The 26,158-nt window shown below is 50.6% G+C and carries 30 protein-coding genes and 1 riboswitch; of the genes, 26 read left to right on the forward strand and 4 right to left on the reverse strand.

Translation table 11 applies throughout. The features are described from left to right. Window positions 1-247 precede the first annotated feature (247 nt). From H5U02_04305 to H5U02_04325, 5 genes are all read left to right on the forward strand, one after another. Entirely contained in the window at window positions 248-1,075 is an 828-nt protein-coding gene (locus H5U02_04305) for a hypothetical protein (protein ID MBC7341654.1), read from the forward strand. A 232-nt stretch (window positions 1,076-1,307) separates the two neighbouring features. Then, a complete protein-coding gene (locus H5U02_04310; protein MBC7341655.1) occupies window positions 1,308-2,360 on the forward strand; it encodes a hypothetical protein in 1,053 nt (350 codons plus the stop codon). 116 nt (window positions 2,361-2,476) lie between these two features. After that, window positions 2,477-2,974: a cyclic pyranopterin monophosphate synthase MoaC gene (moaC, locus tag H5U02_04315; GenBank protein MBC7341656.1), complete on the forward strand. Its 498-nt coding sequence runs from the start codon at window positions 2,477-2,479 to the stop codon at window positions 2,972-2,974. A gap of 9 nt (window positions 2,975-2,983) precedes the next feature. After that, window positions 2,984-4,075 (forward strand): redox-regulated ATPase YchF, encoded by a 1,092-nt coding sequence (gene ychF, locus H5U02_04320; GenBank protein ID MBC7341657.1) that lies wholly within the window; start codon window positions 2,984-2,986, stop codon window positions 4,073-4,075. A gap of 9 nt (window positions 4,076-4,084) precedes the next feature. After that, window positions 4,085-4,762: a ferritin-like domain-containing protein gene (locus H5U02_04325; protein ID MBC7341658.1), complete on the forward strand. Its 678-nt coding sequence runs from the start codon at window positions 4,085-4,087 to the stop codon at window positions 4,760-4,762. Window positions 4,763-4,765: 3 nt separating this feature from the next. Here the strand turns inward: H5U02_04325 and H5U02_04330 are convergent, their stop codons facing one another. After that, window positions 4,766-5,557 carry an MBL fold metallo-hydrolase gene (locus tag H5U02_04330; GenBank protein MBC7341659.1) on the reverse strand — a complete coding sequence of 264 codons (792 nt, stop codon included), beginning with the start codon at window positions 5,555-5,557 and terminating at the stop codon, window positions 4,766-4,768. Window positions 5,558-5,668: 111 nt separating this feature from the next. On the opposite strand from H5U02_04330, the gene H5U02_04335 reads away from it, so the two are divergent. From H5U02_04335 to H5U02_04345, 3 genes are all read left to right on the forward strand, one after another. Next, window positions 5,669-6,826 (forward strand): M48 family metallopeptidase, encoded by a 1,158-nt coding sequence (locus H5U02_04335; GenBank protein MBC7341660.1) that lies wholly within the window; start codon window positions 5,669-5,671, stop codon window positions 6,824-6,826. Between the two features lie 97 nt (window positions 6,827-6,923). Then, window positions 6,924-7,445, forward strand: a complete 522-nt coding sequence (locus H5U02_04340) for an adenine phosphoribosyltransferase (GenBank protein MBC7341661.1) — start codon at window positions 6,924-6,926, stop codon at window positions 7,443-7,445. 14 nt (window positions 7,446-7,459) lie between these two features. Then, window positions 7,460-8,272 carry an S-methyl-5'-thioadenosine phosphorylase gene (locus H5U02_04345; protein ID MBC7341662.1) on the forward strand — a complete coding sequence of 271 codons (813 nt, stop codon included), beginning with the start codon at window positions 7,460-7,462 and terminating at the stop codon, window positions 8,270-8,272. A 26-nt stretch (window positions 8,273-8,298) separates the two neighbouring features. Here the strand turns inward: H5U02_04345 and H5U02_04350 are convergent, their stop codons facing one another. The 3 genes from H5U02_04350 to H5U02_04360 are packed head-to-tail and all read right to left on the reverse strand — an operon-like array spanning window position 8,299 to window position 11,395. After that, window positions 8,299-9,297: a M42 family metallopeptidase gene (locus tag H5U02_04350; protein ID MBC7341663.1), complete on the reverse strand. Its 999-nt coding sequence runs from the start codon at window positions 9,295-9,297 to the stop codon at window positions 8,299-8,301. Next, on the reverse strand, window positions 9,294-10,349 hold the full coding sequence (locus H5U02_04355; protein MBC7341664.1) for a M42 family metallopeptidase: 1,056 nt from the start codon (window positions 10,347-10,349) through the stop codon (window positions 9,294-9,296). The genes H5U02_04350 and H5U02_04355 overlap by 4 nt, the downstream gene beginning before the upstream one ends. Next, window positions 10,340-11,395 (reverse strand): M42 family metallopeptidase, encoded by a 1,056-nt coding sequence (locus H5U02_04360; GenBank protein ID MBC7341665.1) that lies wholly within the window; start codon window positions 11,393-11,395, stop codon window positions 10,340-10,342. Before H5U02_04360 ends, H5U02_04355 begins: the two co-directional genes overlap by 10 nt. A 174-nt stretch (window positions 11,396-11,569) precedes the next feature. Between H5U02_04360 and H5U02_04365 the strand changes: the two genes are divergently transcribed. The 18 genes from H5U02_04365 to flgC all read left to right on the forward strand — a co-directional run bounded on the left by H5U02_04365 (window position 11,570) and on the right by flgC (window position 26,153). Further along, window positions 11,570-12,373: a transcriptional regulator gene (locus tag H5U02_04365; protein MBC7341666.1), complete on the forward strand. Its 804-nt coding sequence runs from the start codon at window positions 11,570-11,572 to the stop codon at window positions 12,371-12,373. A gap of 38 nt (window positions 12,374-12,411) precedes the next feature. Next, on the forward strand, window positions 12,412-13,644 hold the full coding sequence (locus H5U02_04370; GenBank protein ID MBC7341667.1) for a D-alanyl-D-alanine carboxypeptidase: 1,233 nt from the start codon (window positions 12,412-12,414) through the stop codon (window positions 13,642-13,644). Between the two features lie 109 nt (window positions 13,645-13,753). Continuing rightward, window positions 13,754-14,284, forward strand: a complete 531-nt coding sequence (locus H5U02_04375) for a chemotaxis protein CheW (protein MBC7341668.1) — start codon at window positions 13,754-13,756, stop codon at window positions 14,282-14,284. 27 nt (window positions 14,285-14,311) lie between these two features. After that, complete coding sequence (locus H5U02_04380; GenBank protein ID MBC7341669.1) at window positions 14,312-16,327, forward strand: chemotaxis protein CheA; 2,016 nt, start codon at window positions 14,312-14,314, stop codon at window positions 16,325-16,327. Window positions 16,328-16,371: 44 nt separating this feature from the next. After that, window positions 16,372-17,397, forward strand: a complete 1,026-nt coding sequence (locus tag H5U02_04385) for a chemotaxis response regulator protein-glutamate methylesterase (protein MBC7341670.1) — start codon at window positions 16,372-16,374, stop codon at window positions 17,395-17,397. Between the two features lie 74 nt (window positions 17,398-17,471). Beyond that, window positions 17,472-17,789: a flagellar biosynthesis anti-sigma factor FlgM gene (flgM, locus tag H5U02_04390; protein ID MBC7341671.1), complete on the forward strand. Its 318-nt coding sequence runs from the start codon at window positions 17,472-17,474 to the stop codon at window positions 17,787-17,789. A gap of 5 nt (window positions 17,790-17,794) precedes the next feature. Continuing rightward, window positions 17,795-18,295: a flagellar export chaperone FlgN gene (gene flgN, locus H5U02_04395; protein MBC7341672.1), complete on the forward strand. Its 501-nt coding sequence runs from the start codon at window positions 17,795-17,797 to the stop codon at window positions 18,293-18,295. Between the two features lie 11 nt (window positions 18,296-18,306). Further along, the gene (flgK, locus tag H5U02_04400) at window positions 18,307-19,749 is read left to right on the forward strand and encodes a flagellar hook-associated protein FlgK (protein MBC7341673.1); all 1,443 of its coding nucleotides are present in this window, start codon (window positions 18,307-18,309) and stop codon (window positions 19,747-19,749) included. A 38-nt stretch (window positions 19,750-19,787) separates the two neighbouring features. Further along, window positions 19,788-20,699, forward strand: a complete 912-nt coding sequence (gene flgL / locus H5U02_04405; GenBank protein ID MBC7341674.1) for a flagellar hook-associated protein FlgL — start codon at window positions 19,788-19,790, stop codon at window positions 20,697-20,699. Between the two features lie 60 nt (window positions 20,700-20,759). Beyond that, on the forward strand, window positions 20,760-21,221 hold the full coding sequence (locus H5U02_04410) for a flagellar assembly protein FliW (GenBank protein MBC7341675.1): 462 nt from the start codon (window positions 20,760-20,762) through the stop codon (window positions 21,219-21,221). Between the two features lie 9 nt (window positions 21,222-21,230). Then, complete coding sequence (csrA, locus tag H5U02_04415) at window positions 21,231-21,500, forward strand: carbon storage regulator CsrA (GenBank protein MBC7341676.1); 270 nt, start codon at window positions 21,231-21,233, stop codon at window positions 21,498-21,500. A 22-nt stretch (window positions 21,501-21,522) separates the two neighbouring features. Continuing rightward, window positions 21,523-22,173, forward strand: coding sequence for a nitroreductase family protein (locus H5U02_04420; protein MBC7341677.1), 651 nt, complete (start codon window positions 21,523-21,525; stop codon window positions 22,171-22,173). 101 nt (window positions 22,174-22,274) lie between these two features. Next, on the forward strand, window positions 22,275-22,622 hold the full coding sequence (locus tag H5U02_04425; protein MBC7341678.1) for a flagellar protein FlaG: 348 nt from the start codon (window positions 22,275-22,277) through the stop codon (window positions 22,620-22,622). A 14-nt stretch (window positions 22,623-22,636) separates the two neighbouring features. Then, entirely contained in the window at window positions 22,637-24,058 is a 1,422-nt protein-coding gene (gene fliD / locus H5U02_04430; protein ID MBC7341679.1) for a flagellar filament capping protein FliD, read from the forward strand. A 2-nt stretch (window positions 24,059-24,060) separates the two neighbouring features. Continuing rightward, on the forward strand, window positions 24,061-24,483 hold the full coding sequence (fliS, locus tag H5U02_04435) for a flagellar export chaperone FliS (GenBank protein ID MBC7341680.1): 423 nt from the start codon (window positions 24,061-24,063) through the stop codon (window positions 24,481-24,483). Further along, window positions 24,476-24,817, forward strand: a complete 342-nt coding sequence (locus H5U02_04440) for a hypothetical protein (GenBank protein MBC7341681.1) — start codon at window positions 24,476-24,478, stop codon at window positions 24,815-24,817. The genes fliS and H5U02_04440 overlap by 8 nt, the downstream gene beginning before the upstream one ends. Window positions 24,818-25,104: 287 nt before the next feature. Then, window positions 25,105-25,195, forward strand: a riboswitch (cyclic di-GMP riboswitch). 113 nt (window positions 25,196-25,308) lie between these two features. After that, a complete protein-coding gene (gene flgB / locus H5U02_04445) occupies window positions 25,309-25,713 on the forward strand; it encodes a flagellar basal body rod protein FlgB (protein ID MBC7341682.1) in 405 nt (134 codons plus the stop codon). Between the two features lie 2 nt (window positions 25,714-25,715). Beyond that, window positions 25,716-26,153: a flagellar basal body rod protein FlgC gene (gene flgC, locus H5U02_04450; GenBank protein ID MBC7341683.1), complete on the forward strand. Its 438-nt coding sequence runs from the start codon at window positions 25,716-25,718 to the stop codon at window positions 26,151-26,153. Window positions 26,154-26,158: the final 5 nt, after the last annotated feature.

The following is a 26,158-nucleotide window of genomic DNA, read 5'->3' on the forward strand; positions in this document are numbered from 1 at the left end:
GCCAACCGTCAGGCTGTGCTCCTATCCAACCAAATAGTAGTCATGGCTCGAAAATCAGAAGAAATGAACCGCAAATTTCCCAACATGAACATTATGCCTAAAAACTTTGAAATAGCGCTGAAGCAAATGGAGGGAAACCTAAGGGGCCTCTATAGCACCGTTCAAACCATTAACAGCTTACTGTCGAAAATGGTACACGAGATCGGTCTTTAACAAACAAGGTCATTTTTGAAAGGAGGTTGTAACGGTGTTTAAAGGTGTCGTAGAAAGCATTGCCGGGCTGTCACTGGTGGCAAAAGCCGTCCCGGTAATCGGCTTAGTCCTAGCGCTTGGTGCCACTGGCGCTGCCAGCGGAGGCATCAATATGATTGCTACTATGAATAATATGTATGCTACCATGCAAAGCATGGAAGAGAAGATGGGTGCATTGCCCCAGATGAACGAAACCCTAGGAGTGATGACCAAGCACCTGGAGCGAATTGATGAGAACCTGGCAGCTACTCGAGCTAATACTGAAGAAATGAAAGGCACCATGCAAGCAATGGTTGCCACTCTGGGATCCATGGAAAAAAGCATGAACAGTATGGCTGCCAGCATGAACACTATGAATGCTAAACTAAGCCAAATGGCTGCCACTGTTAGCGCCATGAACCAGAGCATGGGCGTGCTCAACGAAAAGCTCGGTGCCATGGGCAAGCTGATGGAAGGCATGACTGGGGAGATGAAGAAGCTGAATGCCCAGATCACAACTATGGTTGCCACTATGGACGGCATGAATGAGACCCTAGGCGGCATGAGCCTAACCATGGGCGAGATGAATAGCAAAATGGCAAACTTGCTAGGGCAGATGGAAGGTATGAACGCCAAAATGGACCAAGTTATCAAGACCTTAGATGAAATGAACAAGAAATTCCCTGATATGTCATCGACTGGTCCAATCTTTAAGCTAATTCAGCCTGTAACCGGACTGCTAGACCAACTGATGGGGATGTTCAACAAAGTCAATGCCCAAGCAGCATCGCTGAACAATACTATGAAGTTCCTCCAAAAGCAGAATGCTGGCGCTACCCAATAAATCCTCTTCCCATGCCGGGCGCCGGGGGTAACTCCGGCGCCTTTTTCATTATGTTTGCTCACGAGGGCTTGCTTGCATTTCTAGTTAGCTAGAGCAAGGATTAGCTCACTCCAAGCCGGCAGTCTAGGAATACCTACAGATTTGGTTTGGGGGCAGGAATTCTTTGAGGGTTAGGCGAAATTTGTCCGTAAAATCGGTGAGGAGCCATAAAATTTGCTGGGGGTATTAGGTAATGGCAAGGGAGCGAATTGTATTTAGCCGCGATCGGAAAACGGCGGTTTTTTACGATCCGCGGCTGGGTTTTCAAAGATCGGAAGTCGAATGCGAAATTAGGAAAGATCCTTTGACTGGTGCGACTAGCCGGATTGCCCATTTGGGCGCAGCTACCCTAGCAAAGCCGGATTTTTCTATTTTTGTGAGCGAGGATGCCCAGTTAATGTGTCCATTCTGTCCCCAAAATCTAGATAAGGTAACCCCGAGATTTCCTGATTGGATATGCCCGGAGGGTCGCCTAAGCTACGGGGAGGCCACTGTTGTTCCCAATCTCCTACCGTATGACGCTCATAGCGCCGTGGTGGTCATGGGGCGGCAGCATTTTGTTGGCTTGGAACAGTTTACGGTAGAGGTGTTGGTAAACGCCTTTCAGGCTGCAGTACAGTATGCCCGACGGGTCCGTAAAGCCTGCTCAGACCTTCCATATACTTTGCTGGCCTGGAATTACATGCCTCCTTCAGGGGGTACCCAGGTGCATCCTCACCTGCAAACGTTTGTAACTAGCTATCCTGGAAATCAGTATTGCCAGGAACAAGCTGCTTCTCGGCAATACTATGATCACTGGGGATGTAGTTATTGGGCTGATCTGATCCGGACGGAAAAAGAAGCTGGGGAGCGCTACTTAGGCGCAACTGGTGCGGTGGAGTGGCTCAGCGCCTTTGCACCTATGGGCATGGCCGGGGACATCCTCATTGTCTTTCCCAATAAGTACAGCCTCTTCGACCTGACCAGCGACGATTGGACCGATTTTACCCATGGCCTGGTGAGGGCTTTTAAGTACTTTCAAGCAACTTCTGTCTATAGCTTCAACTTGGCTTTTTATCCTGGGACTGAGGGGCAGCAATACTTTTGGGTCCACGCCCGAATGACACCGCGCTTTCCCCTGCATCCAGTCCTTAATGCTCCGGATGTCAACGTTTTTCAGCTTCTTTACCGAGAGGGGCTGGCCATTCGCACTCCAGAAGTTTTGGCCAGTGAATTGCGGCCATATTTTCAGGGACAAGATGGGTAAGACAGAAGTCAATGCTTGACTTTGCACGCTGGCGCGACCTACAATCAAAGAAGCACAGTTACGGGTGTGCAAATCCGAGGCACGCTCAAAGCCTGAACTAGCGGGGGATCGAGCTGGTGGCACAACTTAGTCACGTTGACGAAAAGGGTCAGGCCCGAATGGTTGATGTAACCAGTAAACCCTCGACTATGCGCGAAGCGATAGCTCGAGGACGAGTGCGAATGCAACCCACAACTCTGGCCTTAATTGCCGATGGTTCTATCTCTAAGGGGGATGTGTTGGCAACAGCGCGAGTAGCAGGTATTATGGCGGCCAAGCAAGTAGGATCGTTGATTCCCTTGTGCCATCCCCTCAATCTAACTTCGGTCACAGTTGACTTCGATTTTAACTACGAGAGTAGCGCGGTAGAGATTGAAGCGGTGGCCCGGGTAAACGGGCCTACCGGAGTAGAAATGGAGGCTCTGACTGCTGTTAGCGTAGCTGGTCTTACCATTTATGATATGTGCAAAGCAGTAGACAGAGGTATGGTAGTGGGTGATATCAGGTTAGTCAAGAAGAGCGGTGGCAAGAGCGGTACTTATGTCAGACCGGGTGAAGATTATAGTAAGGAGTAAAGGCAAATCATGGCATTATCCTGTGGCTTAGTAGGACTGCCCACTGTGGGCAAGACCACTTTCTTTAACCTGCTTACTCATGTTGGCGCTGACACAAGCGCTTTTTTTACCGGCAAAACCGATACTCGAACCGGCGTATGCTTAATACCAGACGCTAGGATTGACTTCTTATCTGAGATTTTTAAACCTAGGAAAACCACTTATGCCCAGCTTCAGGTTGTGGATGTGCCTGGCCTGATGCGTGGTTCTAGTCAGGGCCAGGGAGTGGGCAACCAGTTTTTAGAGCATGTTCGGGAAGTCGATGCCCTGGTTCACATTGTCCGTGCTTTTGAGAATCCTAGCGTGCTGCATATTGATGGCAGCGTTGACCCCCTTCGTGACATCCAAACTATAAACGTTGAACTGTTGTTAGCAGATTTGCAGCTGGTAGAGACCCGTATGGAACGTATTCGCAGTGGCAAACAGAAGAGAGAACAGTTGGCGGAACTCAAGGTTCTAGAAAAGTGCGCTGAAGCTTTTAGCGATGAGAAGTATTTTCGCGAAGTTGATCTTGGGCCGGAAGAGAAAGCAGCTATAGCCCATTTGCGATTCTTGACCGAAAAGCCGGTAATAATTGTGGTCAACATCGACGAGAAACAACTCGATCAAAACTCTTATCCCCAGGCGGAAGGAGTACGTGCTTACGCCGAGCAAGCCGGAATCCCGCTGCTTGAAATATGTGCCCAGATAGAAGCCGAGATTAACGCCCTGGATCCACGAGAACAAGAGGAGTTCATGCGTTCTTTAGGTATAAAAGAGGCAGGCATTAAACGGCTTGCCCAATCCATGTATTCTCATCTAGGCTTAATCTCCTTCTTGACAGCTGGAGAGGATGAGGTTCGGGCCTGGACCATTCCCAGAGGGACCAATGCCAAAAGGGCGGCCGGCAAAATCCACTCCGATATGGAGCGCGGGTTTATCCGGGCAGAAGTCGTGGCTTTTGAGGACTTAAAACGCTGTGGGTCCATCGCCCGGGCTCGTGAGCAAGGTCTGGTGCGCTTGGAGGGCAAGGATTATATCGTTAAGGACGGAGATGTCATTAACTTCCGGTTCAATGTATGAGGGTCAAGGTTGTTTTGTCGTTTTTTGGCTAGACTATTTATGGTGGTGGGAATGAGCCAAAGAAGGGTATCAAGTCGAAGTTTTTGGGGCAGCTCTCGATGGGCTGGGCTGGCAGCAAGCATGGTCGCCGGAGCCTTTCTTTATTTTGGGTTTCGTCTGTACAGAGCTATGTTTCAGAACCTTGGCCGTAGTGAAAAGCTGGTTAGGATGGGCAAACGAGAAATTCTCGATTTCTTAAATTATGCCCTGGCGCTAGAGCTTGAGCAGGTTGAGTTTTATCGCGATCAATACCAGGCAGTAATTCATGGACTTGGCGATGAACACTTGGCTACTGGCATTAAAAGAGCGATGAATATGGAACAAGAGCATGTTTCCAAGATAAAAGAGAAAATTAAAGAAATGGGACATAAACCCACCTCTTTCACTCGAATTGCCCCTTTAGTCGGAGAGGTGGCCGGAATGGTGGGTGGACAGCTATCTGCTCTAAATATTCTTAAGGCCAACGTCTGGGTAGAACAAAAGGCGATCGATCACTACCTTCGGGTACTTAACCAAGTCGATGACCCGGTGCTGAAAACGTTGCTAATGGAAAATTTGGTCGATGAGGAGTTTCATGCAGCTTGGGCCCAAGAAAAAATTGAACAGATGCTTCAACCCGATGAAGGTGATAGTTTTTCCGGGCCTTAACTCCTAATCTAGCCCTAAATCCAAGTCAAAAACTTCCCCATCGTGTGCCGCCAACACTTGCACTCCTGAGGCCTCACCAATCTCCTTGGCAGCTCGGTCAGGGCCAAATTCAATCAGCTGCCGCCCAAAATGGGTTAGTAGCACCCTTTTCGGTTTGGGATTCATCTGGTTGAGGACTCGGATAACATCGGGAAGGGCAAGGTGCTTGATCCAACTTGGTTCCGGATGAAGTCTTAGCATAGAGATTATCAATATATCCCCACGGTAAAAGGTACTGAGCTCCCGGAAGTACGAGGTATCGGGCACATAGGAGACAATTATATCTTGGGCGACAAAATTAAAACCGTAAGTCTCAGCGCTGCCGTGATCATGGGGCATGGATACTTCGATGGTTACGTCACCAACTTGGTAGCGCGAGTATGGGTCTATACCAATTACTTCTTTGGCATAGCTGCGAACATACCTAAGGAGGACCGGGTCTTGGGTTAGAGCATCCTTGGGAGCCATAATTACTCCATGGCGATTGAGTCCACCGGCGGTCATGGCTTCCACCATGGCATTGACATCGCCGCAGTGATCCAAATGTCGGTGGGAAATCAGCACAGCATCAAGCTGGCTAGGGTCGAGGTGGTAAGCGGTAGCATATACTAAGGCACCTGGCCCCGGATCTAGGCTGATCTGAACGCCATCCAAGCAGACCCATATTCCCCCAGTCTGCAAAAGTTGCTTGGCCATCACGATTCGGGCGCCGCCTGTCCCCAGAAAAACCACCCGGTTGCCTATTTTTTGACCCAAGATATCAACCCCCATCACTGCATCAAGTATAGCAATTAACCGCAAATATGCGAAGGCAGGAAAAAAGGATTCTGGCCACCTGCGAGGAAAATAGCCCTAGGGTGAGCGCTATTGGCCAAGGCTGAGCCAAAGAAAAGGGAATCGGCAGCGTACAGCAGCTACTTTGATCCTGTTCGTAGAAAGATGGCGCAGAGGTATAGCCGTGCTGTGTTGGCCGAACGGTTCCTAAACTTGGTTTTGGGGGCATTGTACTTAGCGGTTTTGTCCATCGGGGGTGGCGGTCAACAGATTTGGAAACTGATAGTGAGCCAGGTTAGCGCCTATTTACAAGTGGGAGTATTCGTAGCTCTAATGGTTTTAGGCTGGCGGGTCCTTAGCGGCTTGGTTTCGCTGGTAACCACTTACCGCACTGGCTACTCCCTTGGCCTATCTAATCAAGCTTGGTGGGGGTGGTTACAGGACTGGCTACTGGAATTTATTTTGGAGGTAATTATAAGTTGCTTGGCTGGAGCAGGTTTTCTTTTGCTGGTGACAACTAGGCCGTTGGATTGGTGGTTTTGGGCTTGGATGGCACTGTCGTTGTTCTCCTTGACAATGGTCCATTTGGGCCCGGTGCTTATCATGCCACTGTTCAACCGGTTTGAGCCGCTTATGGATCATGAATTGGTGCAGCGGCTGGAACAATTGGTAAAGGCAGCAGGACTGACTAGCCAGGGCATTTATATAATGGACATGAGCCGCAGGACCAGCGGAGCCAATGCTATGCTAGCGGGGTGGGGCCGAACGCGCCGGATCATCTTAGGCGATAATTTGGTGAACCAATTCAGTCCCCCCGAGGTGGAAATCATTTTAGCCCACGAATTAGGGCACCAATACCATGGCCATATTTGGAAAACCTTCTTGTTTGACGCTGTGGGAACTTTGACTGTGGTCATTTTGGCGTGGTGGTTGTTGCCTAGAGTTCTGCCGATTGCCGGAACAAGCTACCTTTGCGACCCCATAGTCTTACCCTGGGTAGCTTCAGTCTTTGCCTTGGGAAGCTTGGGTTTGCAGCCGCTTGCCAATGCTCTTTCTCGCTTCTTTGAACGCCAAAGTGATGAGTTTGCCCTGAAGCTTACAGGCAACCCTGAGCTCTTCTGTCAGGTGATGGCTAGGCTTGGCGATCAAAACCTTGCGTTAATTGACCCGCCGGCGTGGTTAGAGTTTTGGTTCTATAGCCATCCTTCCATAATCAGCCGCATTCGTTGGGCTAAGCTGCAGGAAAGGTAGGTCCCAGATAGAAGGTAGTTGGCCAAAAACAGCGAATAAGCTATAAGAGTGCATTCAGATAGCTAGGAAGTGAATTTAGGAGGGAGTAGACGCCTTGATTAGTGAAGAAGAGCTAAAAGCCAAAATTCGGTCCATTCCAGATTTTCCTGCACCGGGGGTACTGTTTCGGGACATAACCACCCTCTTAAAGGACGGGTCTACTTTTTCGGAGGTCATGGATGACTTTGCTTCCCACTATGCGGAGCAAAGGCTTGATGCTGTAGTAGCCGTTGAATCGCGAGGTTTCATTTTTGGGGCTCCGCTGGCAGATCGCCTAAGGCTTCCCTTCATTCCAGTCCGCAAACCAGGTAAACTGCCAGCTAAAAAAGCTCGTATTGAGTATGAACTGGAATATGGTACTGAGGCACTAGAGATTCACCAGGATGCCATTTACCCTGGGCAGAGGGTATTGATCGTTGACGATCTTTTGGCTACGGGAGGAACAATTCTGGCTGCTGCCAAGCTGGTAGAGGAATTCCGTGGTGAAGTCGCAGGTTTAGCATTCCTGATAGAGCTGACCGATCTCAAAGGCAGGGAGAAACTCCGAAAATATGATGTATTCTCGCTGATTAAGTACTAGGTTTGGAGGTGCCCATGGTGGTAGAAAACGAGACCAGAGCTACCATCGGAATCTTTGGTGGATCTGGGTTTTACCAGCTCATGGAAGGAGCAGAGTCTATCAAGGTGGATACCCCGTACGGTCCGCCTAGCAGCAGGATTACCTTGGTAGAGCTTGGGGGCAAAAAAGTAGCTTTTCTTCCTAGGCACGGGCGGGACCACAGCCTTCCGCCCCACATGATCAATTACCGGGCTAACCTTTTTGCTATGAAGTCATTGGGCGTGGAAAGGGTCATTGGCCCATGCGCCTCGGGCAGCTTACAGCCGCATATCATGCCCGGAGATTTCGTTCTGTGTGACCAGTTTGTAGACCGAACCAATGGTCGCAAGGACACGTATTACGATGGTCCCACTACCACCCACATCGGCATGGCGGATCCTTACTGCCAAGAGATGCGGGAGGTTGCTTTGGAAGAGGCCAAAAAGCTGGGGCTGAGAGTGCATCCGCGCGGAACGGTGGTGGTTATCCAAGGCCCTCGGTTTTCTACCCGGGCCGAAAGCCGTTGGTTTAGCCAGATGGGCTGGGAGGTCATCAATATGACTCAGTACCCGGAAGTGGTTTTAGCGCGGGAGCTGGGCATGTGTTACTTGAACATATCTCTAATTACCGATTATGATGTTGGGCTGGAAGGTCGCCCTGATATCAAGCCAGTTAGTCAGCAGGAAGTGATTCGGGTATTCCAAGAAAACAACGAGAAGCTACGCCAGTACTTGGAAGCCATCGTAAGAGCGCTGCCTGAAAAGAGAAAGTGCGAGTGCGCTCGGGCGGTGGAGACAGCCCGGATGTAACTGCTGGGTTCTTAGAAAACCCCGCTTTATAAAGCGGGGTTTTCCAGTAGGGCCACCAAGAGCTTGACTGCGTTTTCCAGGTCATCTAGATCGATCATTTCGTTGGGCGTATGACCATACCGACAGGGTAGGGAAAGTACACCAGAAGGTATGCCTTCGCGGGCGATATGGATGGTCCCGGCATCGGTCCCGCCGTGGGTAAGTACTTCTATTTGGTAGGGAATGCTCCTCATTTCCGCAGTCTCGACCATCAGCCTTTTAATTGCCGGATGGGCCACCAACAACCGGTCCATGACTTTGATGGCTGGTCCCTTGCCTAGCTCTACTGCCATAGGTGGTTTGCTCTCCGGCGTATCTCCAGTAAGGGTAATGTCTACCGCCAAGGCGACATCGGGATCGATCCCAAAAGCTGCCGTTCTCGCTCCTCTGGCCCCAACTTCTTCTTGCACAGAAAAGACGAAATAAAGAGCCTTGGGAGTTGACGGCCGCCTCTTGATGGTTTCGATCAGAATGGCACAGCCAGCCCGGTCGTCAAGGGCCTTGGCCATTAATCGATTACCTAAAACAGCGGGTTGACTGTGAAATACGGCCATATCGCCCACGGCAACTTTGGCTTTGGCATCCTCTCGATCCTTGGCACCGATATCGATGTAGAGCTTGGAAAGTTGGAGGTTTTTAGGATCTTCTAAAGGCTCAGAGTAAATGGCCCCAATGGTTCCGTTACCAAACACAACCTGGCTCCCAAGCAAGATGCTTGGCGATTGCCCACCCACATTGGTAAAGCGTAGAAAGCCATGTTCGTCGATGTAAGTTATCATTAAGGCGATCTCATCCATGTGGGCAGACATCATTATTTTTCGGCCCTCGCCACGGCGAACCGCAACCAAATTGCCCAGAGGGTCGGTCTTAATCTCGTCAACATAGGCAAATATTTCTTGCTCAATAAGTTGGCGTACCAGGTCCTCTCGACCTGAAGCGCCGAAGGTTTGGGAAAGCTGAACTAAAATCTCTTGTAAGTTACTCATTGTAGGAGCCCCCTTCTCTCCATATCCCTCAAAAATTCCAGCACTAGTTGGTAGGTATTCTCCATGTCAACTTTATCCAGCAGAGAGGCCGGCGAGTGAATGTAGCGGGCAGGCACTGACACTACCGCTGCTGGCACTCCAGCCCTGGTCAGGCTTATGGCCCCAGCATCGGTGCCACCGGTGCCTGCCTGCTTGAGCTGGTACGGTATATTATTGGCCTCAGCAATGGCAACTAGCCGCTGCCAAAGGCGAGGGGGAGACACTAGGGACCGGTCCATAACAGTTATTACCGGTCCTTGTCCCAGCGAAGAACAATACTCAGCCTCCTTACTCTCCGGTACATCCGAAGCAGTAGTCACTTCGATAGCCAAAGCTACCTGGGGTTCTATCCGATAGGCTGCTACCTGGGCGCCTCGAAGTCCGACTTCTTCTTGAGCAGTAAAAGTATAGTAGACGGGAAGGGACAGGTCGCGGCATTGAACCATCAAATCCAAGAGGATTGCGCAACCGGCTCGGTCGTCTAAGGCCTTGGCGCGGATCCTCCTTTCCCCCAATTCCGTATAAGAAGTAGCAAATACGACTGCATCTCCGATCTTGACCAGCTTCTCTGCTTCTTCCTTACTATTGCATCCTAGGTCGATAAATAGGTCCTTGACCTTCAAGGCACGATTCCGTTCTTCTTTTTCCTGAAGATGGATTGGCTTAGCACCAATTACGCCCGGTATCCGATCCTTACCTACCAAGACTGGTTTGGATACCAAGACCCGGGGATCGATGCCGCCAAGAGGTCGGAATCTCAGCCAACCAGAAGCTTCTATGTAGGTAATCATCATTCCAACTTCGTCCATGTGGGCTGATAGCATAACCCTTGGTTTGGTAGCAGAGGGATCAGACTGGTTTCTGGGGGCAACGATTAAGTTGCCTAAGGCGTCAACGACCATGCCGGAGTTAAATTCTGGCAAGGCCTCAGCGATATACCTGCGAAGAAGCTGGCGTATTTCGCTCTCATGACCCGAAGGGCCTGAAGCCTCAGCCAATTCTTTTAGAAGCATACTAGCTCCTCCTTGTAAGCAGGGGTTACTGTCGCAATAAAGCTCGCCAGTAGCTGGCCGGTTTTGCGGATATCAGCAAGGGCCAATGTTTCTACCGAGGTGTGCATGTAGCGAAGGGGTATGGATACCAAAGCCGTGGGTACACCAGATTGAGCCATTTGCAGGGCAAAGGCATCAGTTCCTTCAGGGCTGGGGGAGGGGTCCGGTTGCCATGGGATACCCCGCTCTTCTGCTATCCGCTTGAGCCAAACGAAAAGGGCGGGGTGAACGTGGGGGCCAATGCCCAGTGCTGGCCCTTTTCCAAGCTTGGCAGTATCCTCCTCGGGAGCGCCAGGCATGTTACCGTGACAAACATCGATGGCGATGGCCAGGTCGGGGTTGATGCGAAAGGAGCTTACGGTGGCGCCTCGGTACCCCAACTCTTCCTGTACCGAAGCTATGGCAAAGACATCGGCTTGGTGTTTGATTAAGCTTAATTCCCTCAGGCATTCCAGAATGGCGGCTGTACCGGCCCGGTCATCTAAAGCTTTGCCAGCTACTACACCATTTTGAAGGGTGAGCAGTTTTCGATCCACAGTTGCCATATCACCTATACGGATTAGTTTCCGAACCTGCTCCTCGGACCGGCCAGTATCAATGAACATATCCTCTATCTTCGGAGCTTTCTGTTGTTCATTGCTATCCTGAAGATGGGGCGGCTTGGCGCCAATGACGCCCAATACCGGTTCGGAACCATTAATGACCACTTCTTGACCAACCAAGGTACGCTGGTCTATGCCTCCCGAAGTAGCAAAGCGCAAAAACCCTCCCTTTTCTATTTTGGTAATTACCAAACCAATTTCGTCGGCGTGAGCAACCAGCATTATGCGAGGGCGAGGTTCAGTTCCCATGCCGTACTTTATCCCGGTAACGTTGCCTAGCCTATCCGGTTGGCATTCGTCCAAAAATGGCTGCCAGGCTGCGGCTATCGATAGCGCCACTTCCCCCTCGTAGCCAGATACACCCACAAGCGGTGAAACTAAACGTAGGTAGTCAAGACAATCCACCAAGCACCCTCCAGTTTCCAAAATTAGGCTAGCTTAAAGCCCGATACTTTAGATTATACCAAAATGAGTTTGCCCCTTTCGGGTATTACCATTCCCAAACACTTGACAAACTGCTGGTTTGTTTAATTATACTATTGGATGGGAACCAATTTCTCAAATGGGAGCGAAAGAACAATGCTGGTACGCGGAGAGAGGATTCGGAAGTTCCGTGAAGAAAGAGGTTATTCTCTGGCTGAGTTCGCTAGCAAGGCCAATGTATCGATTTCTTATTTAAGTGAAATCGAAAGAGGTGCTAAAAAACCTTCTCTTCGCACCTTGGACCGCATTGCCCAGACTCTAAACGTATCCCGGGCCCAGTTGGTCGAACTGGACGGGGACATCAAAGGTATTAGCCTTGGGGACAAGGTACGCTTACTCAGGGAGGAAAAAAACTGGACTCTCAATCAGCTAGCAGAGAAGGCGGGTATATCCATTTCCTATTTAAGTGAGATTGAGCGGGGAAATGTTTATCCGGCTGTGCACACAGTCCGCCGCTTAGCAGAAGAGCTGGGTGTTTCACCCTCAGTTTTGGTAGGACAGGGCGGTGCCCTAGGCCACAAGATCCGGAAGGCACGGGAAGAACAAGGTTTGACCCAGGCAGAGCTGGCCAGGCTGGCGGGGGTATCCGGGGGGCTGATTGGTCAAATTGAGCATGGCAAGGTTCAGCCTTCCTTGCAAACGGTGGAGAAAATCGCGGGGGTACTGGGTATGTCCCCCTGTTACTTTATTGTGGAAGATGTCGGCCTGGAAGACATGGTTCAAGTCATGGGCCCAGGGATGCGGGAAGTGCTGAGCGACCCTAAGGTGCAGTCAGTTCTGCGGCTAATCTGCAACTGCAGTAGTGAGGAGATAAAGTTCATTCTAAATTTCATCCAACTGTATAAACGCTCTCACCCGGGCTTTAGCTCCCCAGAAGTAGAGTCGGGGGATATTGAATAAGGGCTGGGTAGCTAAAACCTAACGCTAGGGGGATTAATTTGCGCGGACTCATCTTACCCATATTTATGGCAATAGTGCTGGCTACGAGCGGTCTGGTTCCGGTGGCAATTGCCCAGAGCCAGTCGCCTTTGCCTCAACCCCCGCAGGCTCCTTCTATTGTGGGGAAAGCCGGTATTTTGATTGACCAGGTTAGTGGCCAAGTCCTGTGGGCCAAAAACCCCGATCTCCAATTAGCTCCTGCTAGTACCACCAAGATACTTACCGCCTTGCTTGCCATTGAGAATTGCCGGTTAGAGGATACGGTGGTTGTTAGTCAGAGCGTTGTCGGCATTGACGGCACTTCGGTGTATCTGAAACCCGGGGAAAAACATAGCCTAAGGGACTTGTTGTACGCTATGCTGCTGAATTCAGCTAATGATGCCGCTGTGGCTATTGCTGAGCACGTAGCCGGATCGGTGCCGCGTTTTGTGGAGATGATGAACCAGAAAGCTGCCAGCTTAGGCGCAACTCATAGCCATTTCGTTACCCCCAATGGCCTTCCAGCACCAGGGCACTATACCACCGCCCGTGACTTAGCTACCATAGCCCGAGTAGCAATGCAGAATCCAACTTTTAGGCAAATAGTGGCAACCAAAACCTATCCCTGGCAAGGGCAAGAGTGGCAGACTACGCTGATTAATACCAACAAGCTTTTGGCTAGTTACTCAGGGTCAACCGGAATCAAGACGGGCTACACCAGTGAAGCTGGCCAATGCTTAGTAGGCTCGGCCAGCCGGGGTGGGCGTTCCTACTTGGCGGTAGTGTTGGGAAGCTCTGGAAACAACGTATGGTCTGATGTTGCCCGGCTCCTTGATTATGGGTTTAACAACTTTAGCCAGCTGCAACTGGTAAAGGCTGGCGAAATAGTAGGCAGTCTTAAAGTTAATGGCAAGGAAGTTGCCGTCCAGGCAAAGGATTCGTTGGTTTATTCCAGCCCTGCCGGGCAACTCAACCAGGTTAACTACCGCCTGGTGGTCGATCGCGCTAGACTTCCCCTTAAGGCAGGGGATCAATTGGGACATTTAGTGGTGTCCGTCAATGGCCAACAGGTGGGTGTGGTCCCTGCCGTTAGCGCCAGTACAGTTACTAAGCCGCTGACTTGGACCGACTGGTGGCTCCGCTTGACATATTTGTTGGCTGGTGTGTGGGCTGTCAAGCTGGTATTGACATTTAGAAAGCGAAGGCTGGTATCTCGCAATTACCCCACTTTGGGCCGGGATTACCTCGGTTAGAAATTGGCTAGAAGAGAAGATTTTCGAGCTCCAGCTGTCAATATCCAAGAAAGGATTCCGATGAAAGTAATATGGAGCAAGTCTGGTTGAGGAGGTTTCAACTTTGGATATGGCACTGGAGGAGCAGCTAGTAGTCTTTCAGCTGGCTGGGGAGACCTACGGAGTCAACATTAGCTCTGTACACGAAATTATTCGTATGCAAGAAATTACCAAGGTGCCTCGCACTCCCGATTTCGTGGAAGGGGTAATCAATCTTCGTGGGCGGATTATTCCTGTGATCGATCTGCGCAAACGGTTTAACCTGCCACTGCAGGAGAAAACTCAATCATCAAGGATTATAGTTATTGAGATGGATAGCGTAACTGTAGGCATGATTGTGGATTCGGTTTCGGAGGTCATTCGACTGCCTTTAGACCAGATTGAGCCTGCGCCTCCTATGGTCGGTGGCGTGGATGCTGCCTACCTGCGCGGCGTGGGCAAGAGGGAAAAAGGCCTGATTGTGCTTCTCGATTTAAACCAGGTACTTAAAAGGGAAGAAAAGGCTGAGCTCAAAGATAGCGCTAACCAAGCTATGCTTCAAAATGAGGCTGAAACAAAAAAGGGCGAAGCGCCGGCCCAAGCGGCTAAGGCCAGTCTTTAAGAGGTGGCAAAAGTGGCAGGTCCCGATATGTCAGAGTATACGCAAGTGTTCTTAGAGGAAGCAGAGGAGCTCCTCGAGTCCCTAGACCAGGAACTGGTGCGGTTGGAGCAAGAGAAAACCAACCGTGCCTTGCTTAACGATATTTTCCGAGTAGCTCATACTCTCAAGGGATCTTCAGCCTCCATGGGGTTTGATAGCATCGCAGAGCTTACCCATGAAATGGAGAGTCTGCTGGACAAAATCCGCCAGGGAAACGGTGAAGTTACTAGCGAGCTGATCGACGTCCTTTTGCAGAGCTTGGATGCCTTGAGGTCGCTGGTAGATGAAGTAGCTGGTAGGCCTGCGCAGCCGGTTGAAGTTAAGGCCCTGGTGGACAGGTTACAGTCCTTTTCCGCTTCAGATCACAAAAAAGGCGTCCCTTCTAATTCGCCAGGAGCTCATGAGCAGAGTATAGAAGACACTAGCTTGACCGATAGCGAACAATCGGTGATTAGGGCGGCTCAGGAAAAGGGATTTTACACCTACAAAATCACAGTGCGCCTGGATAGTGGATGCCAGATGAAGTCAGTTCGAGCCTATCTGGTTTTTAATCGCCTAGAAAAGATGGGGGAAATCATCAAGGCTGTACCTCCTGTTGAGGACATCGAAGCTGAGAAGTTCGACCGGGTATTCCTTTTTTACCTTGTCACCCAAGCCGATCAGCGAGAAGTTGAAGAAGCCTTGGATACCATTGCCGAACTTGAAAGCGTCTGGGTTGAGAAAGTCGGTGCCGATGTTAAGGTCCGTACCGGTGCTGCCGAAACCGAAGAAGCGTTGCCGCACGAGTACCGGTTCTTGCAAACCGTAAGAGTAGACGTGGGACGGCTTGACAACCTCATGAACTTGGTCGGCGAGTTGGTGATTGACCGCACTCGGGTGGAAGAAATAGGTAGCCAGGTCCGGGTTCGTTTGGGGAATGATCCAGTCGTGGATGCCCTAGAAGAAGTATCGACTCACCTTGGTCGGCTCACTGGGGAATTGCAAGAGGAGATTATGAAGGCCCGGATGCTGCCTATCGACCAAGTTTTTAGCCGCTTTCCTCGAATGGTGAGAGACCTAGCCCGGCGAGCTCAAAAGGAAATTAACTTTATCATTGAAGGTCGGGAGACAGAGTTAGATCGCTCGGTTATTGAAGAGATCAGCGATCCGTTAATCCACTTATTGCGCAATGCGGTCGACCATGGCATTGAGGATCGACAGGAGAGGATTCGGCTGGGAAAGGATCCGGTTGGTACTATCGCTGTCAGGGCCTTCCACTATGAAAACCAAATCATCATAACCGTAGAAGACGATGGTCAAGGCATGGATCCCGAGGTTCTCAGGAGAAGAGCGGTGGAAAAGGGCCTAATTACCGAAGAGCAAGCTTCTCGGCTCAATACGGCCGAGTGCCTCAACTTGATTTTCTTGCCGGGGTTCTCCACTTCCAAGGAGGTAACCGACATTTCGGGCCGGGGGGTTGGCATGGACATAGTGCGCGACCGGGTGGAGAAGATAAACGGCACCGTTGATATAAGCACAAAGGTGGGGAAAGGAACCAAGTTTACAATTCGTTTGCCTCTAACATTGGCCATCAACCGTTCTCTCATGGTCAAGCACCAGGGCGTCATTTATGCATTTCCTCTGGTGAATGTAATGGAGACCATTCGGATATCACCTGAAGAGATTAAGACTGTTCACGGACGCCAAGTTATACTGCTGCGCGGGAGCGTATTACCACTATGCAATCTGAATCAGATTTATGGTGGGCACCATTTGTCTACCGTATTTAAGACAGATAAAGGCGAAGCCGATTCCGGACTATCGGTAGTGGTGGTGGGTGCATCTGATAAGCGGGTAGGAATAGTGGTGGACGAACTACTGGGAGAACAGGAAATCGTCATTAAGTCTCTAGGAGACTTTTTGGGGCGGATACCAGGTATTGCCGGGGCTACTATCCTCGGTAACGGTAGTATCTCCTTGATTCTGGACGTTCGAGGTTTTGTCGAGCAGGCGGGTCTTAATTGAGGGATAACCCAATCCGAGTATTAGTAGTTGACGATTCTGCTTTCATGCGGCAGGTTTTGACCAGAATCTTGGAATCCAGCCCCGAAATTCGAGTGGTAGGGCAGGCTCGCAACGGAGCAGAGGCACTGGAGCTAGTTTCAAAGCTCAATCCCGATGTAGTTACGCTGGACATTGAAATGCCGGTCCTTGACGGAATCTCGGCGTTGCGGGAAATCATGAGCCGGTTTCCAAGGCCGGTTATCGCGCTCAGTGCGCTTACCACCGATGGTGCCCAAACCACCGTAAGGGCGCTCGAAGAAGGGGCAGTAGATTTTGTTCCCAAACCTACCCGAGATGGCAATTTCGACCTCCTAAGGCAACAAGTTCTGTCTAAAGTCATTGCTGCCTCCAAGGTGCCCACAACTAAGCTGGCGGTATACAAGAAGTGGTTAAAGCCAGCAAGTAACCGAGCGGGTAATGAAGGCAAGGTGATGGATCGGGCCAACCAAGCCGAGATAGTTGCGATTGGCAGTTCAACTGGGGGGCCAGCAGCTTTAAGCCAGATACTACCTTACCTGCCAGGCAGTTTGCCGGCAGCTTTGGTGATAGTTCAGCATATGCCCGTTGGCTTCACCAAGGCGTTAGCGGCGCGCCTTAACGATCTCAGCCAGCTACAAGTTGAGGAAGCCAGCTCTGGGCAAGCCGTTGAAGCTGGCACAGCATTAGTGGCACCGGCTGGCAAACAGATGCAGTTGACAGCAAGGGGGGGAAAGGTGAGGGTGCAGCTAGGCGAAGCAACTCCGGTCCCAACTCTCTTTAAACCATCGGTGGACGTGCTTATGCTGTCAGTAGCGCAAATATACGGGTCAAGAAGCATGGGGGTAATTCTCACCGGCATGGGCTCTGACGGCGTTAGAGGCCTAAAGGCAATCAAGGAAAGCAAAGGATTTACTATTGCCCAGGACGAATCCAGCTGCATCGTCTTCGGTATGCCGAAGGCGGCAATAGAGGCACAAGCGGTGGACAAAGTAGTGCCTCTTTCGGAGATCAAAGATGAAATCATATCCCATGTAGGGCAACAACAGCCGTAGGATGGTTAGCCTCAAGTTTGTTCTCTCAGTTGTCGATAAAGGGTATGGTGTTAATAGGGCAGGTGACCGAGGCGTTGAAGATAGAAAAGGGTATAGATATAGAGCATATTTTAAAGACCTACGTTTTAATAACCTCCCAAGATACCAGGGTAGGAGGGGAACATCACCAACCCCTTACTGGCCATGGCGACAAAGTAACATTATCCCGCTCCGCTAAGGAGCTGCAGGCAGTGTTGGCTTGTTTGAACCAGGTGCCTGATGCTCGTATGGATAGGGTCAAAGAACTAGAGGAAAGGGTTCAGTCTGGCGATTACCAGGTGGACAGCCTTAAAATTGCGGAGAGTTTGCTTGCGGAGATGCGGGAACAAGCCGAAATGGCTAAAAAGAGGTGAAGGGCATGCAGCGTTGCCCGAACTTGTTTTCTTCGCTCAAGGAGATTCTGGTCCAGCAGAACGATGTTACCGAAAAATTGTTCAGGCTAGGCGAGAAACAACTTAACTGCATCCGGCATGGTGACTTAGAAGCTTTAAACCTGACCGTCAACGAGCAGGAACAGTTGGCCCGGGAGCTTGACCGACTCGAACAGCAGCGCTTAAAGGTGCAACGCCAGCTTGAGCAAGCATTAGACCTCGGCCGCGATTGCAGCCTAAGCCAAATTGCCGCCCAAGCTGGAGAATTGCAATCGGAACTGCTGGAGCTAGGAAGAATCCTCAGATCCAGCTATACAAAGCTTCGAGACATCAACCGGCTCAATCACTTGCTAATAAAAGATTGCCTAGGGTTTCTTGCCGAGGCCACTACGCGCCTCAATCTCAATGAAGCTAGGATGGTCTATACTTCCTCTGGGGAAGTGGCGTATGAGACCAAAGGCAGCATCGGCATTAATGAACTTCGCTAGGAGGCATGGCAGTGTCGGGGACATTTCTAGGGTTCTATACTTCAGTCAAGGGAATGCAAGCCCAGCAAAAAGCAGTGGAGACTGCCTCCCATAATGTGGCTAATGCCAATACTCCTGGCTTCAGCCGGCAACGGGTTCAGCTGGTGGCCTCTCCAGCCTACCCGGAACCAGGTGTGGGGCAGGTGGGGACTGGCGTCGATATAGCCTCTATTGCCCGCATTCGTGACACCTTTCTTGATGGCCAGATTCGCAAGGAGATCACTTCTTTGGGGCGCTGGGAGGTTCAGCGCGATAATCTCAGGCAAATCGAGGTGATCCTCCCTGAGCCGTCGGACACTGGATTAAGCCAGCTCCTGGCTGCGTTCTGGGATAGCTGGCAGGAGCTCTCCAAGCGGCCGGAGAGTCCGCCTGTGCGAACCACAGTTGTGGAAACTGGCCTTGCCCTTACCGAAGGAATTCGGCATGCTGCGCAACAATTGGACCAGCTGCACACTGATTTAGATAACATAGTTGGCATTAAGGTTACAGAAATTAATTCGTTAGCCCGGCAGATCGCTGATCTCAACAACCAGATCGTGAAAGTGAAAAGGATGGGCGATGAGCCCAATGATCTAATGGATCGGCGAGACCGGTTACTGGATGATTTAGCGCAAGTGGTGGATTTCCAGGCCCGGGAGCAGGAAAACGGAGCCATCAATATTAGCATTGGCGGGCACCCACTGGTTCAAGGCTCGGTGACCAGGGAATTAGAAACCGATCGCAACGGCACTAGCCTAATGGTTAAATGGAAAGACGACGGGCAGTGGGCAGTTATTAGCGGCGGAGAGTTGTTTGGTGCCATCGACGTCCGCGACCGCTTGCTAAAAGGATACCAAGATCAGCTGGATATCCTGGCCCGAGGCCTAAGGGATATAGTAAATGAGCAACACAAGCAAGGCTGGAATTTAGAAGGAGAGACGGGAATCTCCTTTTTCAAAGGTACTGGAGCCAGAGACATAGACGTGGAACAGAACATCCGTGATGATGTCATGAAGATAGCAGCGTCTAGCGAAAATACTAAGGATACTAGCGGCGCCATCAACCCCGGGAATGGGGATAATGCGCTGGCGATAGCGCAGCTTCGAAATCAAGATCTCGAACGAGTGCTAGATAGCGAAGGACATTATACGTTGAAGGAAGTAGACGAAAGCGAATCGGGAATGCGGCTGGACGAATGGTATGCCAACATCATTTCCCAGCTGGGCGTGGCCAGCCAGGAGGCCATCCGTATGGTGGACAACCAAAACGCCCTGGTCAGCCAGCTGAAGCAGCGCCAGGAGGCCATATCGGGAGTGTCCATCGACGAAGAAGTAGCTTCTCTGCTCCAGTACCAGCATGCCTACAACGCCTGCGCCAAGGCTTTAACCATCCTGGACGGAATGCTGGATACTCTGATCAACCGGACGGGATCCTAGTGGAGCAACGAAACCCTGAGGCTAGCGGAGGTGCGCCAATGCGAGTCACAAACAACATGTTAGTCGGGACAGTCTTAAATAACCTGAACCGGAACCTAGAGCAACTAAATAAGCTTCAGAATCAAATGTCCAGCGGAAAAGTTATATCCTCTCCTTCAGATAACCCGGTGGGAGCAGTGCGGGTGATGGGTCTTCGCGCTACTATAAAACAACAAGAGCAGTACGCCAACAACATGCGCGACATTAAGGCTTGGTTGGATACCTCCGAGGCTGCTTTTGGCAGGGCAACGGATATCTTTCAGCGAGCTCGGGAACTGGCCGTATACGGTGCCAGCGGGAGCCTAGCCCCTGAGGACAAGGCTGCTATGGCTGAGGAGGTCGACCAGTTAATCAACGAGTTGCTCCAGGTGGCCAACAGCAACTTCGAAGGAAGATATATATTTGGTGGCCATTACACCCGGGAGACGCCGTTTTCGCGAAGTAGTAAACCGGATGGATCGGAAATAGTGGTCTATGCCGGAGATGATGGCCAGCTTCAATGGGAAATATCTCCCGGGGTGAAAGTGGCTGCCAATGTATCCGGCCAAGAGGCGTTCGGGGTGGATCCTAGCACTAAGGAAAGTAAAACTTTTCAAGTTCTAATCGATCTAAAGAAAGCCCTTCAGGATCCTAACGATAACCCGGGAGACAGCATAAAGTCCATTGACGAGGAGATTGATCATTTGCTTTCCATCCGGGCTTCGCTAGGGGCCAGGAGTCAGCGGATGGAAATGGGGCTAGATCGGGTAAGCAGCGACAACATTAATCTTACCAGCATTCAATCCCAGCTGGAGGATGTGGATATAGCCGAGGCAGCCATGAACTACGCTATGCAGGAGTATGTTTACCGAGCGGCTTTGGCAACTGGGGCTAGGACCATGCAGCCCTCGCTTTTGGACTTCTTGCGCTAACTGTGAAAATGGGATGTAACCTAGTTGTGGGGAGTGGGGATGGCGAGGTGAACTATAGCCATGGTGGTTGAAACTGCCAAATTCGGGAGAGTAGTGGTGCCGGATGGCGAGGTCATTTATTTTGAGTCTGGGCTTATTGGCTTCGAAGACCAGAAGGAATTCTTTTTGTACCCGGTTCTAGAGAATCCAGCCTTCCAGTGGCTGCAATCCAAAAGTGACCCATCGTTGGCAATTTTATTGGTAGATCCTTTTGTCTTCTGCCCTGGGTATGAAGTAATCCTCTCCGACTCGCTCTTGGAAGAGCTGGCGATCAAGAGTCAGGAAGACGTAGTCGTATTTACTACCATCAGCTTTCCCGATGGCGATGCATGGAACGCAACTACCAACCTGCTGGGGCCAATAGTTATCAATAACTCAAGTCGAAAGGGCAAGCAGATAGTCCTTGATGGCACTACCTATTCCACCCGACACCGCTTATTTCCTCATGGCCGGCCTGCTCTGAGCGAAGAGGCCTGTGGTTAGGAGATAGTCATGTTAGTCCTGGCTCGCAAGGTTAATCAGACTTTAGTTATAGGGGACAATATTACTATAACTATACTGGGCATCGAGCCGGATCAAGTTAAGCTTGGCATTAGTGCTCCTCCCCATGTATCCATCCACCGATTGGAGGTTTATGAAGCGATAAAGGCGGCCAACATTTCGGCTTCCAAGGCTGAGGTGGCAATGGCGGAGGAACTGGGCAAGTGGGCCAAAAAAGGTCGCAATGCCATTGGTGGACGCCTGGACAAGAAAGATACTTAAAACGCTTGGAAGGTGATGGGTCTTGCAGCAGGATGTACTAGAAAGAATCATTAAGGGCCGACGTTCTATCCGCAGGTGGGAAGACCGAGAGGTAGCTGATGAGATGCTCCTTAAGGCCATTGAGTTGGCTACTTGGGCTCCCAATGGCGGGAACTTTCAGGGGTGGCGCTTTTACGTTATAAAGAATCGGGAAGTTATTGGCGCCGTTGCTGATGCTGTGCAACGAACCGTGGATACCATGGCTTCTTGGCCTGAAGCCCAACAAATTGGTGCCAATGTGGAGCCATGGCGTCAGCTGGCCGGCTTTTTCCGCACAGCTCCCGTCGCCATTGCTGTTTGTTGTACCCGTTACCATTCCCTAGCCGATCGGTTGGTGGAGGCTCGCGGCTCATCCGATCCCCTAGCGGTGAAGATCCAACATGGGCGTGCTATTGCCAACAGCCGGATTCAGTCGATTGGAGCTGCCATCGCCTTAATGTTGTTGGCACTTCATGAGATGGGTTTGGGCGCGGTGTGGATGACTGGCCCGGCCCAGGCGAAGGAGGAGATTGAAGAGCTGCTAAAGATTCCTCCGGAGTACGATTTCGTGGCTTTGGTTCCAGTGGGTTATCCTGCCGAGCAGCCTACTTCGTCTCGCCGGCCGGTACAAGAAGTGGTGGAGTTTATCAGATAGTGAAGCAGGCTTACGGTTGGGGCTCATTTATCGGGGTTAAAGTTCTTCTTCCGGTTGGCCGATAACCTTAAACGTAAACCAAACGCAGGGGTGAAAACTAAATGCAAGTGCAAGGTGTTGACCCTTTGATCTTGGGACAAGTCCAAGAACGCGACCGCAAGCTAGCCGTCAAAGAGGCTGAAAGGTTTCCTATCATCGGCGGCCAACCGGAAAAAAGCTCTGGACAAAGCCTAGATCTGGAAAAGGTAGCCAACAAGCTGAACAAGGCCACCGAGGCTTTTGATATCAGTATCCGCTTTCAGATCGATCGGGAAAGCGGCGAAGTTTACGTTTTGGTAATCGATAAAAACGAAGGCAAAATAATTCGCCGCATTCCTCCCGAAGATATGGTGAGGATGGCAACACAGCTTCAGTACGCCATTGGCTTGCTGGTGAACGAGTTAGTTTGATGGGGGGCAGGCAAATGGGATCGATAACCATAACCGGTCTAGCGTCGGGCATAGATACGGATAGCATAATCCAACAGCTAATGGATATCGAACGCATCCCCTTAACTAGGCTGCAGACGCGTCAAAGCACCATTACTGCCGAAAAAAGCGCTTGGCAGGACATATACTCCCGTCTCTCTGATCTTAAGAACAAATTGTTTGACTTGACGCTATCATCTACCTTCACCAGCCTTACAGCGGCTTCCAGCGATCCAGATATACTCACGGCCCAAGCCAGTGGCGACGCCGCTGTTGGGTCATACGAGATCACAGTTCAGGCATTGGCCAAAGCGGAGGTAGTGCAATCCAAAACCCTCAGCGAAATAAACCCTCAGTTAAAAGACCTCGATGATGCCCTTAACCTCAGTGGTAACATCATGATTAACAACGACAGCGAATCAGTAATTGATGTTAGGCTAGAAGATAGCCTGGTCTCCATTAGAAACAAAATCAACAGTCTTAAAAACGCCAACGTGAGAGCAGACATAATAGACAACCGCTTGGTCCTGACTTCATTGAAGACAGGTAAAACTGAAGGTGCCATTACGTTAGGGGGCGACACTTCCGGGCAGCAGGTTCTGCTGCAGTTGGGACTAATAAAAACAGATCCGAACAACCCCGCTACCGTTGTTAACAATACAGTAGTGTTTCCTGAAAATGCTTCCTTTATAGTCAACGGTATTACGATTGAAAGATCGAGCAACACCGTCACCGATGTTATCCCGGGAGTAACCTTGAACTTAGTAGGAGCAGACGGGAACCGAACGGTCACCCTGACAATTGCCTATAATACTCAGAAAGCCAAGGATGCCATCAAGGCCTTTGTCGACCAGTACAACTCGGTCATGAGCTTAATTGCCGGCAAAATGGGTGACAAAGGCGAGCTACAGGGCGACCTTGCTTTGATGGACATAAAGCAAAATCTGTGGTCCAAAGTGACCGATCGCTTTGCGGCTGCTAGCGGAGGTTATAGCTGTCTGCCTCAGATCGGTATCAGTACTAGCGATAGCTCCTCTAGCCTACTCTTTGACAGCGCCGGCAAGCTCTCCATCAGTGATGCTAAGCTTTCCGAAGCCTTGCAGGATCCTGATAAGGTGTGTGCTCTTTTTCGCACCGATGATGGGAAAGGCCTGGCCCAGGTCTTGTCTGGATACCTTGACTCCTTGCTCCGTAGCGGCGATGGGCTGATTCCAGCCAAGCAAGATGGGTTGGACCGCATCTTAAAAGACATGGCCGATCAATCCCAAAGGCTTGAGGATAGACTGACCCAGGTTGAGCAGCGGTATCGGCAGCAGTTTTTGGCCCTGGAGCGGGCGCTGGCAACACTACAGAGTCAGGGTAACTGGCTAGCCGGGCAGATTGCCAGGATGACCGCTCAGACGCCGAGTGGGGTGTAAACATGCAAGACAATTATGCTTCCAAAGCTCTCGGTGCTTATCAAGAGAACCAAGTGCAAACTCTCTCTCAGGAGAAGCTGGTGCTGATGCTTTATGATGGCTTGTTGCGCTTTCTGGGCCAAGCCCAAGAGGCTCTCAAGCTTAATCGCTTGGATCAAGTCAATTCAAGTCTGTGCCGGGCCGAGGACATTGTATTAGAGCTCATAATGGGATTAGACTACAGTGCGGGCCCCATAGCTGGCAGTCTGGGTAGCCTTTATGATTTTATGTACAGAGAGCTGTTAAGGGCCAACCTCAAAAAAGATCCTCAGGCCATCGGAGGGGTTCAACGTCTGGTTGCAGAACTGCGGGACGCTTGGATGCAGGCTATTAGGGTATATCGCAGTGGCAACTATACTCGAGGCGGGATAGAAACCCATGGATAGTCACGACCTCCAGCGCCGAATTGAGGAGTTGCTGACAAGACAAGGCCAAATCATAGCCGAGGGTCGTTATGAGGACATTTGCCAGACCGAAAAGGAATTCCTAGACTGGGGTAAGCAGATAGAATTAGGCGCTGGAGACGGAGCCATCTCTACAGGCGAGTTGGTGGAACTGTTGCAGAAAGCTCTGGAAAGAAATCTGATACTTCAGAGGGAGATTAAGGATTTGCAGCTGGATGCGGTTAAACTCTTGACCACACTCCGTACTGCCAAAAGTGACCACTGGCTAAGCAAGCCAACTGTTGGTTGTGGGCGGCTAATTAACCGATTGTGCTGAGGTGCTTTTAAGAATTAAGAAAATCCAAGGCCACGGGCTATCTTTATTGTGAGCGACCTAATAGGTCGCTTTTCGGTTTTTTAATAAATTTTTTGTCGAAAAAAGTTTTGTCCTAGCAGGATTTTGTCAAAACATGTGGAAACAAATACCTAGCCATGGAAAGAAATAACTATGGGAAGAAAAAGATAGCACAGGGGGAAAATTTTAGTACAATATATATCCTGGTTCTCATTGGCTTTCTGTGATCAAAGGATAAACAAAAGGATAAACGGAATATCGGTTTCCGATTCCATAAAAGGCAATCTTCTCGAAAGAGAAAGAGCGCAAAGCCAAGGGTCTAAGGCTTCCTTGGGAAGCTATGATGGCTAGGCTGCTGGAATCGCAGGTGATGGTTTTTTAACCGTTTCTTAGCAAGCCTGCCCGGCGCCTTGGCTGGGCAGGTTGCTTTTTAAAGGCACTATAGAATATCGTACTGCAAGGGGTGAAGGAATATGCTGGATACAACCACCATGGTAGCGTTGGTCAAAAATCTGGATGGGGCTGCTGCCCGCCAACGGGCTATTGCCAGCAATGTGGCTAACATTGATACCCCGAACTATAAGCGATTAGTTGTACAGTTCGAAGATCAATTGCGAAAAGCTCTCATGGATAAGGGAGAACTGGCTCTGTGGACGACTCATCCCGGCCATATTAGCAATCTGCCCGAATTGGGGCAGATATCTCCCAAGGTAGTGCGGGACGAGAGCACTGCGATGCGAACCGATGGCAACAATGTTGACATTGAGCAAGAGATGATAGAGCTAGCTGCCAACACGCTCAATTACCAAATATCCTCGCAACAGCTAAACACCCGGCTGGCAATGCTTCGGTATGCCATCAATGAGGGGAGGCGATAGGTTTGGCATGGTTCCAGGCTTTATCCATCAGCGGGTCGGGGCTGACCGCCCAGCGTCTGCGTTTGGATTTGATTTCTAGTAACCTAGCCAATATGGAGAGCACCAGGGGTGCCTATGGCGGTTACTATCGCCGGAAATTGCCGGTCTTTAGCGAATGCTTAGCCCAATCTTTGGACCCGTATGCCTGGGGTACCCAGGAGGCATTGGGCAGCGGAGTGCGGGTAGTGGCCGTAGTCGAGGACCCATCCCCACCCCGGTTGGTATACAATCCTTCGCATCCGGACGCACGGCCTGACGGTTACGTTGCTTATCCCAACATCAACGTGGCCGATGAAATGGTTGATATGCTTACAGCGGCACGTTCATACGAGGCCAACGTAACTGCTTTTAATGCCGGCAAGAACATTATCCTCAAGGCCCTGGAGATCGGCCGAGGCTAAGGAGG

This window comes from Clostridia bacterium (assembly GCA_014360065.1).
Lineage (GTDB): Bacteria > Bacillota > DSM-521 > Neomoorellales > JACIYF01 > JACIYF01.

Excerpts from the sequence above, each read along its gene's own strand:
- flgB (MBC7341682.1), top strand. The coding sequence starts at position 25,309 with ATGCTGGATACAACCACCATGGTAGCGTTGGTCAAAAATCTGGATGGG.
- H5U02_04380 (MBC7341669.1), top strand. The coding sequence starts at position 14,312 with ATGTCAGAGTATACGCAAGTGTTCTTAGAGGAAGCAGAGGAGCTCCTC.
- H5U02_04425 (MBC7341678.1), top strand. The coding sequence starts at position 22,275 with ATGCAAGTGCAAGGTGTTGACCCTTTGATCTTGGGACAAGTCCAAGAA.
- flgN (MBC7341672.1), top strand. The coding sequence starts at position 17,795 with ATGCAGCGTTGCCCGAACTTGTTTTCTTCGCTCAAGGAGATTCTGGTC.
- csrA (MBC7341676.1), top strand. The coding sequence starts at position 21,231 with ATGTTAGTCCTGGCTCGCAAGGTTAATCAGACTTTAGTTATAGGGGAC.
- H5U02_04355 (MBC7341664.1), bottom strand. The coding sequence starts at position 10,349 with ATGCTTCTAAAAGAATTGGCTGAGGCTTCAGGCCCTTCGGGTCATGAG.
- H5U02_04375 (MBC7341668.1), top strand. The coding sequence starts at position 13,754 with ATGGCACTGGAGGAGCAGCTAGTAGTCTTTCAGCTGGCTGGGGAGACC.
- H5U02_04410 (MBC7341675.1), top strand. The coding sequence starts at position 20,760 with ATGGTGGTTGAAACTGCCAAATTCGGGAGAGTAGTGGTGCCGGATGGC.
- H5U02_04385 (MBC7341670.1), top strand. The coding sequence starts at position 16,372 with ATGCGGCAGGTTTTGACCAGAATCTTGGAATCCAGCCCCGAAATTCGA.
- H5U02_04310 (MBC7341655.1), top strand. The coding sequence starts at position 1,308 with ATGGCAAGGGAGCGAATTGTATTTAGCCGCGATCGGAAAACGGCGGTT.
- fliD (MBC7341679.1), top strand. The coding sequence starts at position 22,637 with ATGGGATCGATAACCATAACCGGTCTAGCGTCGGGCATAGATACGGAT.
- H5U02_04365 (MBC7341666.1), top strand. The coding sequence starts at position 11,570 with ATGCTGGTACGCGGAGAGAGGATTCGGAAGTTCCGTGAAGAAAGAGGT.
- flgL (MBC7341674.1), top strand. The coding sequence starts at position 19,788 with ATGCGAGTCACAAACAACATGTTAGTCGGGACAGTCTTAAATAACCTG.
- ychF (MBC7341657.1), top strand. The coding sequence starts at position 2,984 with ATGGCATTATCCTGTGGCTTAGTAGGACTGCCCACTGTGGGCAAGACC.
- H5U02_04350 (MBC7341663.1), bottom strand. The coding sequence starts at position 9,297 with ATGAGTAACTTACAAGAGATTTTAGTTCAGCTTTCCCAAACCTTCGGC.
- fliS (MBC7341680.1), top strand. The coding sequence starts at position 24,061 with ATGCAAGACAATTATGCTTCCAAAGCTCTCGGTGCTTATCAAGAGAAC.
- H5U02_04345 (MBC7341662.1), top strand. The coding sequence starts at position 7,460 with ATGGTGGTAGAAAACGAGACCAGAGCTACCATCGGAATCTTTGGTGGA.
- H5U02_04440 (MBC7341681.1), top strand. The coding sequence starts at position 24,476 with ATGGATAGTCACGACCTCCAGCGCCGAATTGAGGAGTTGCTGACAAGA.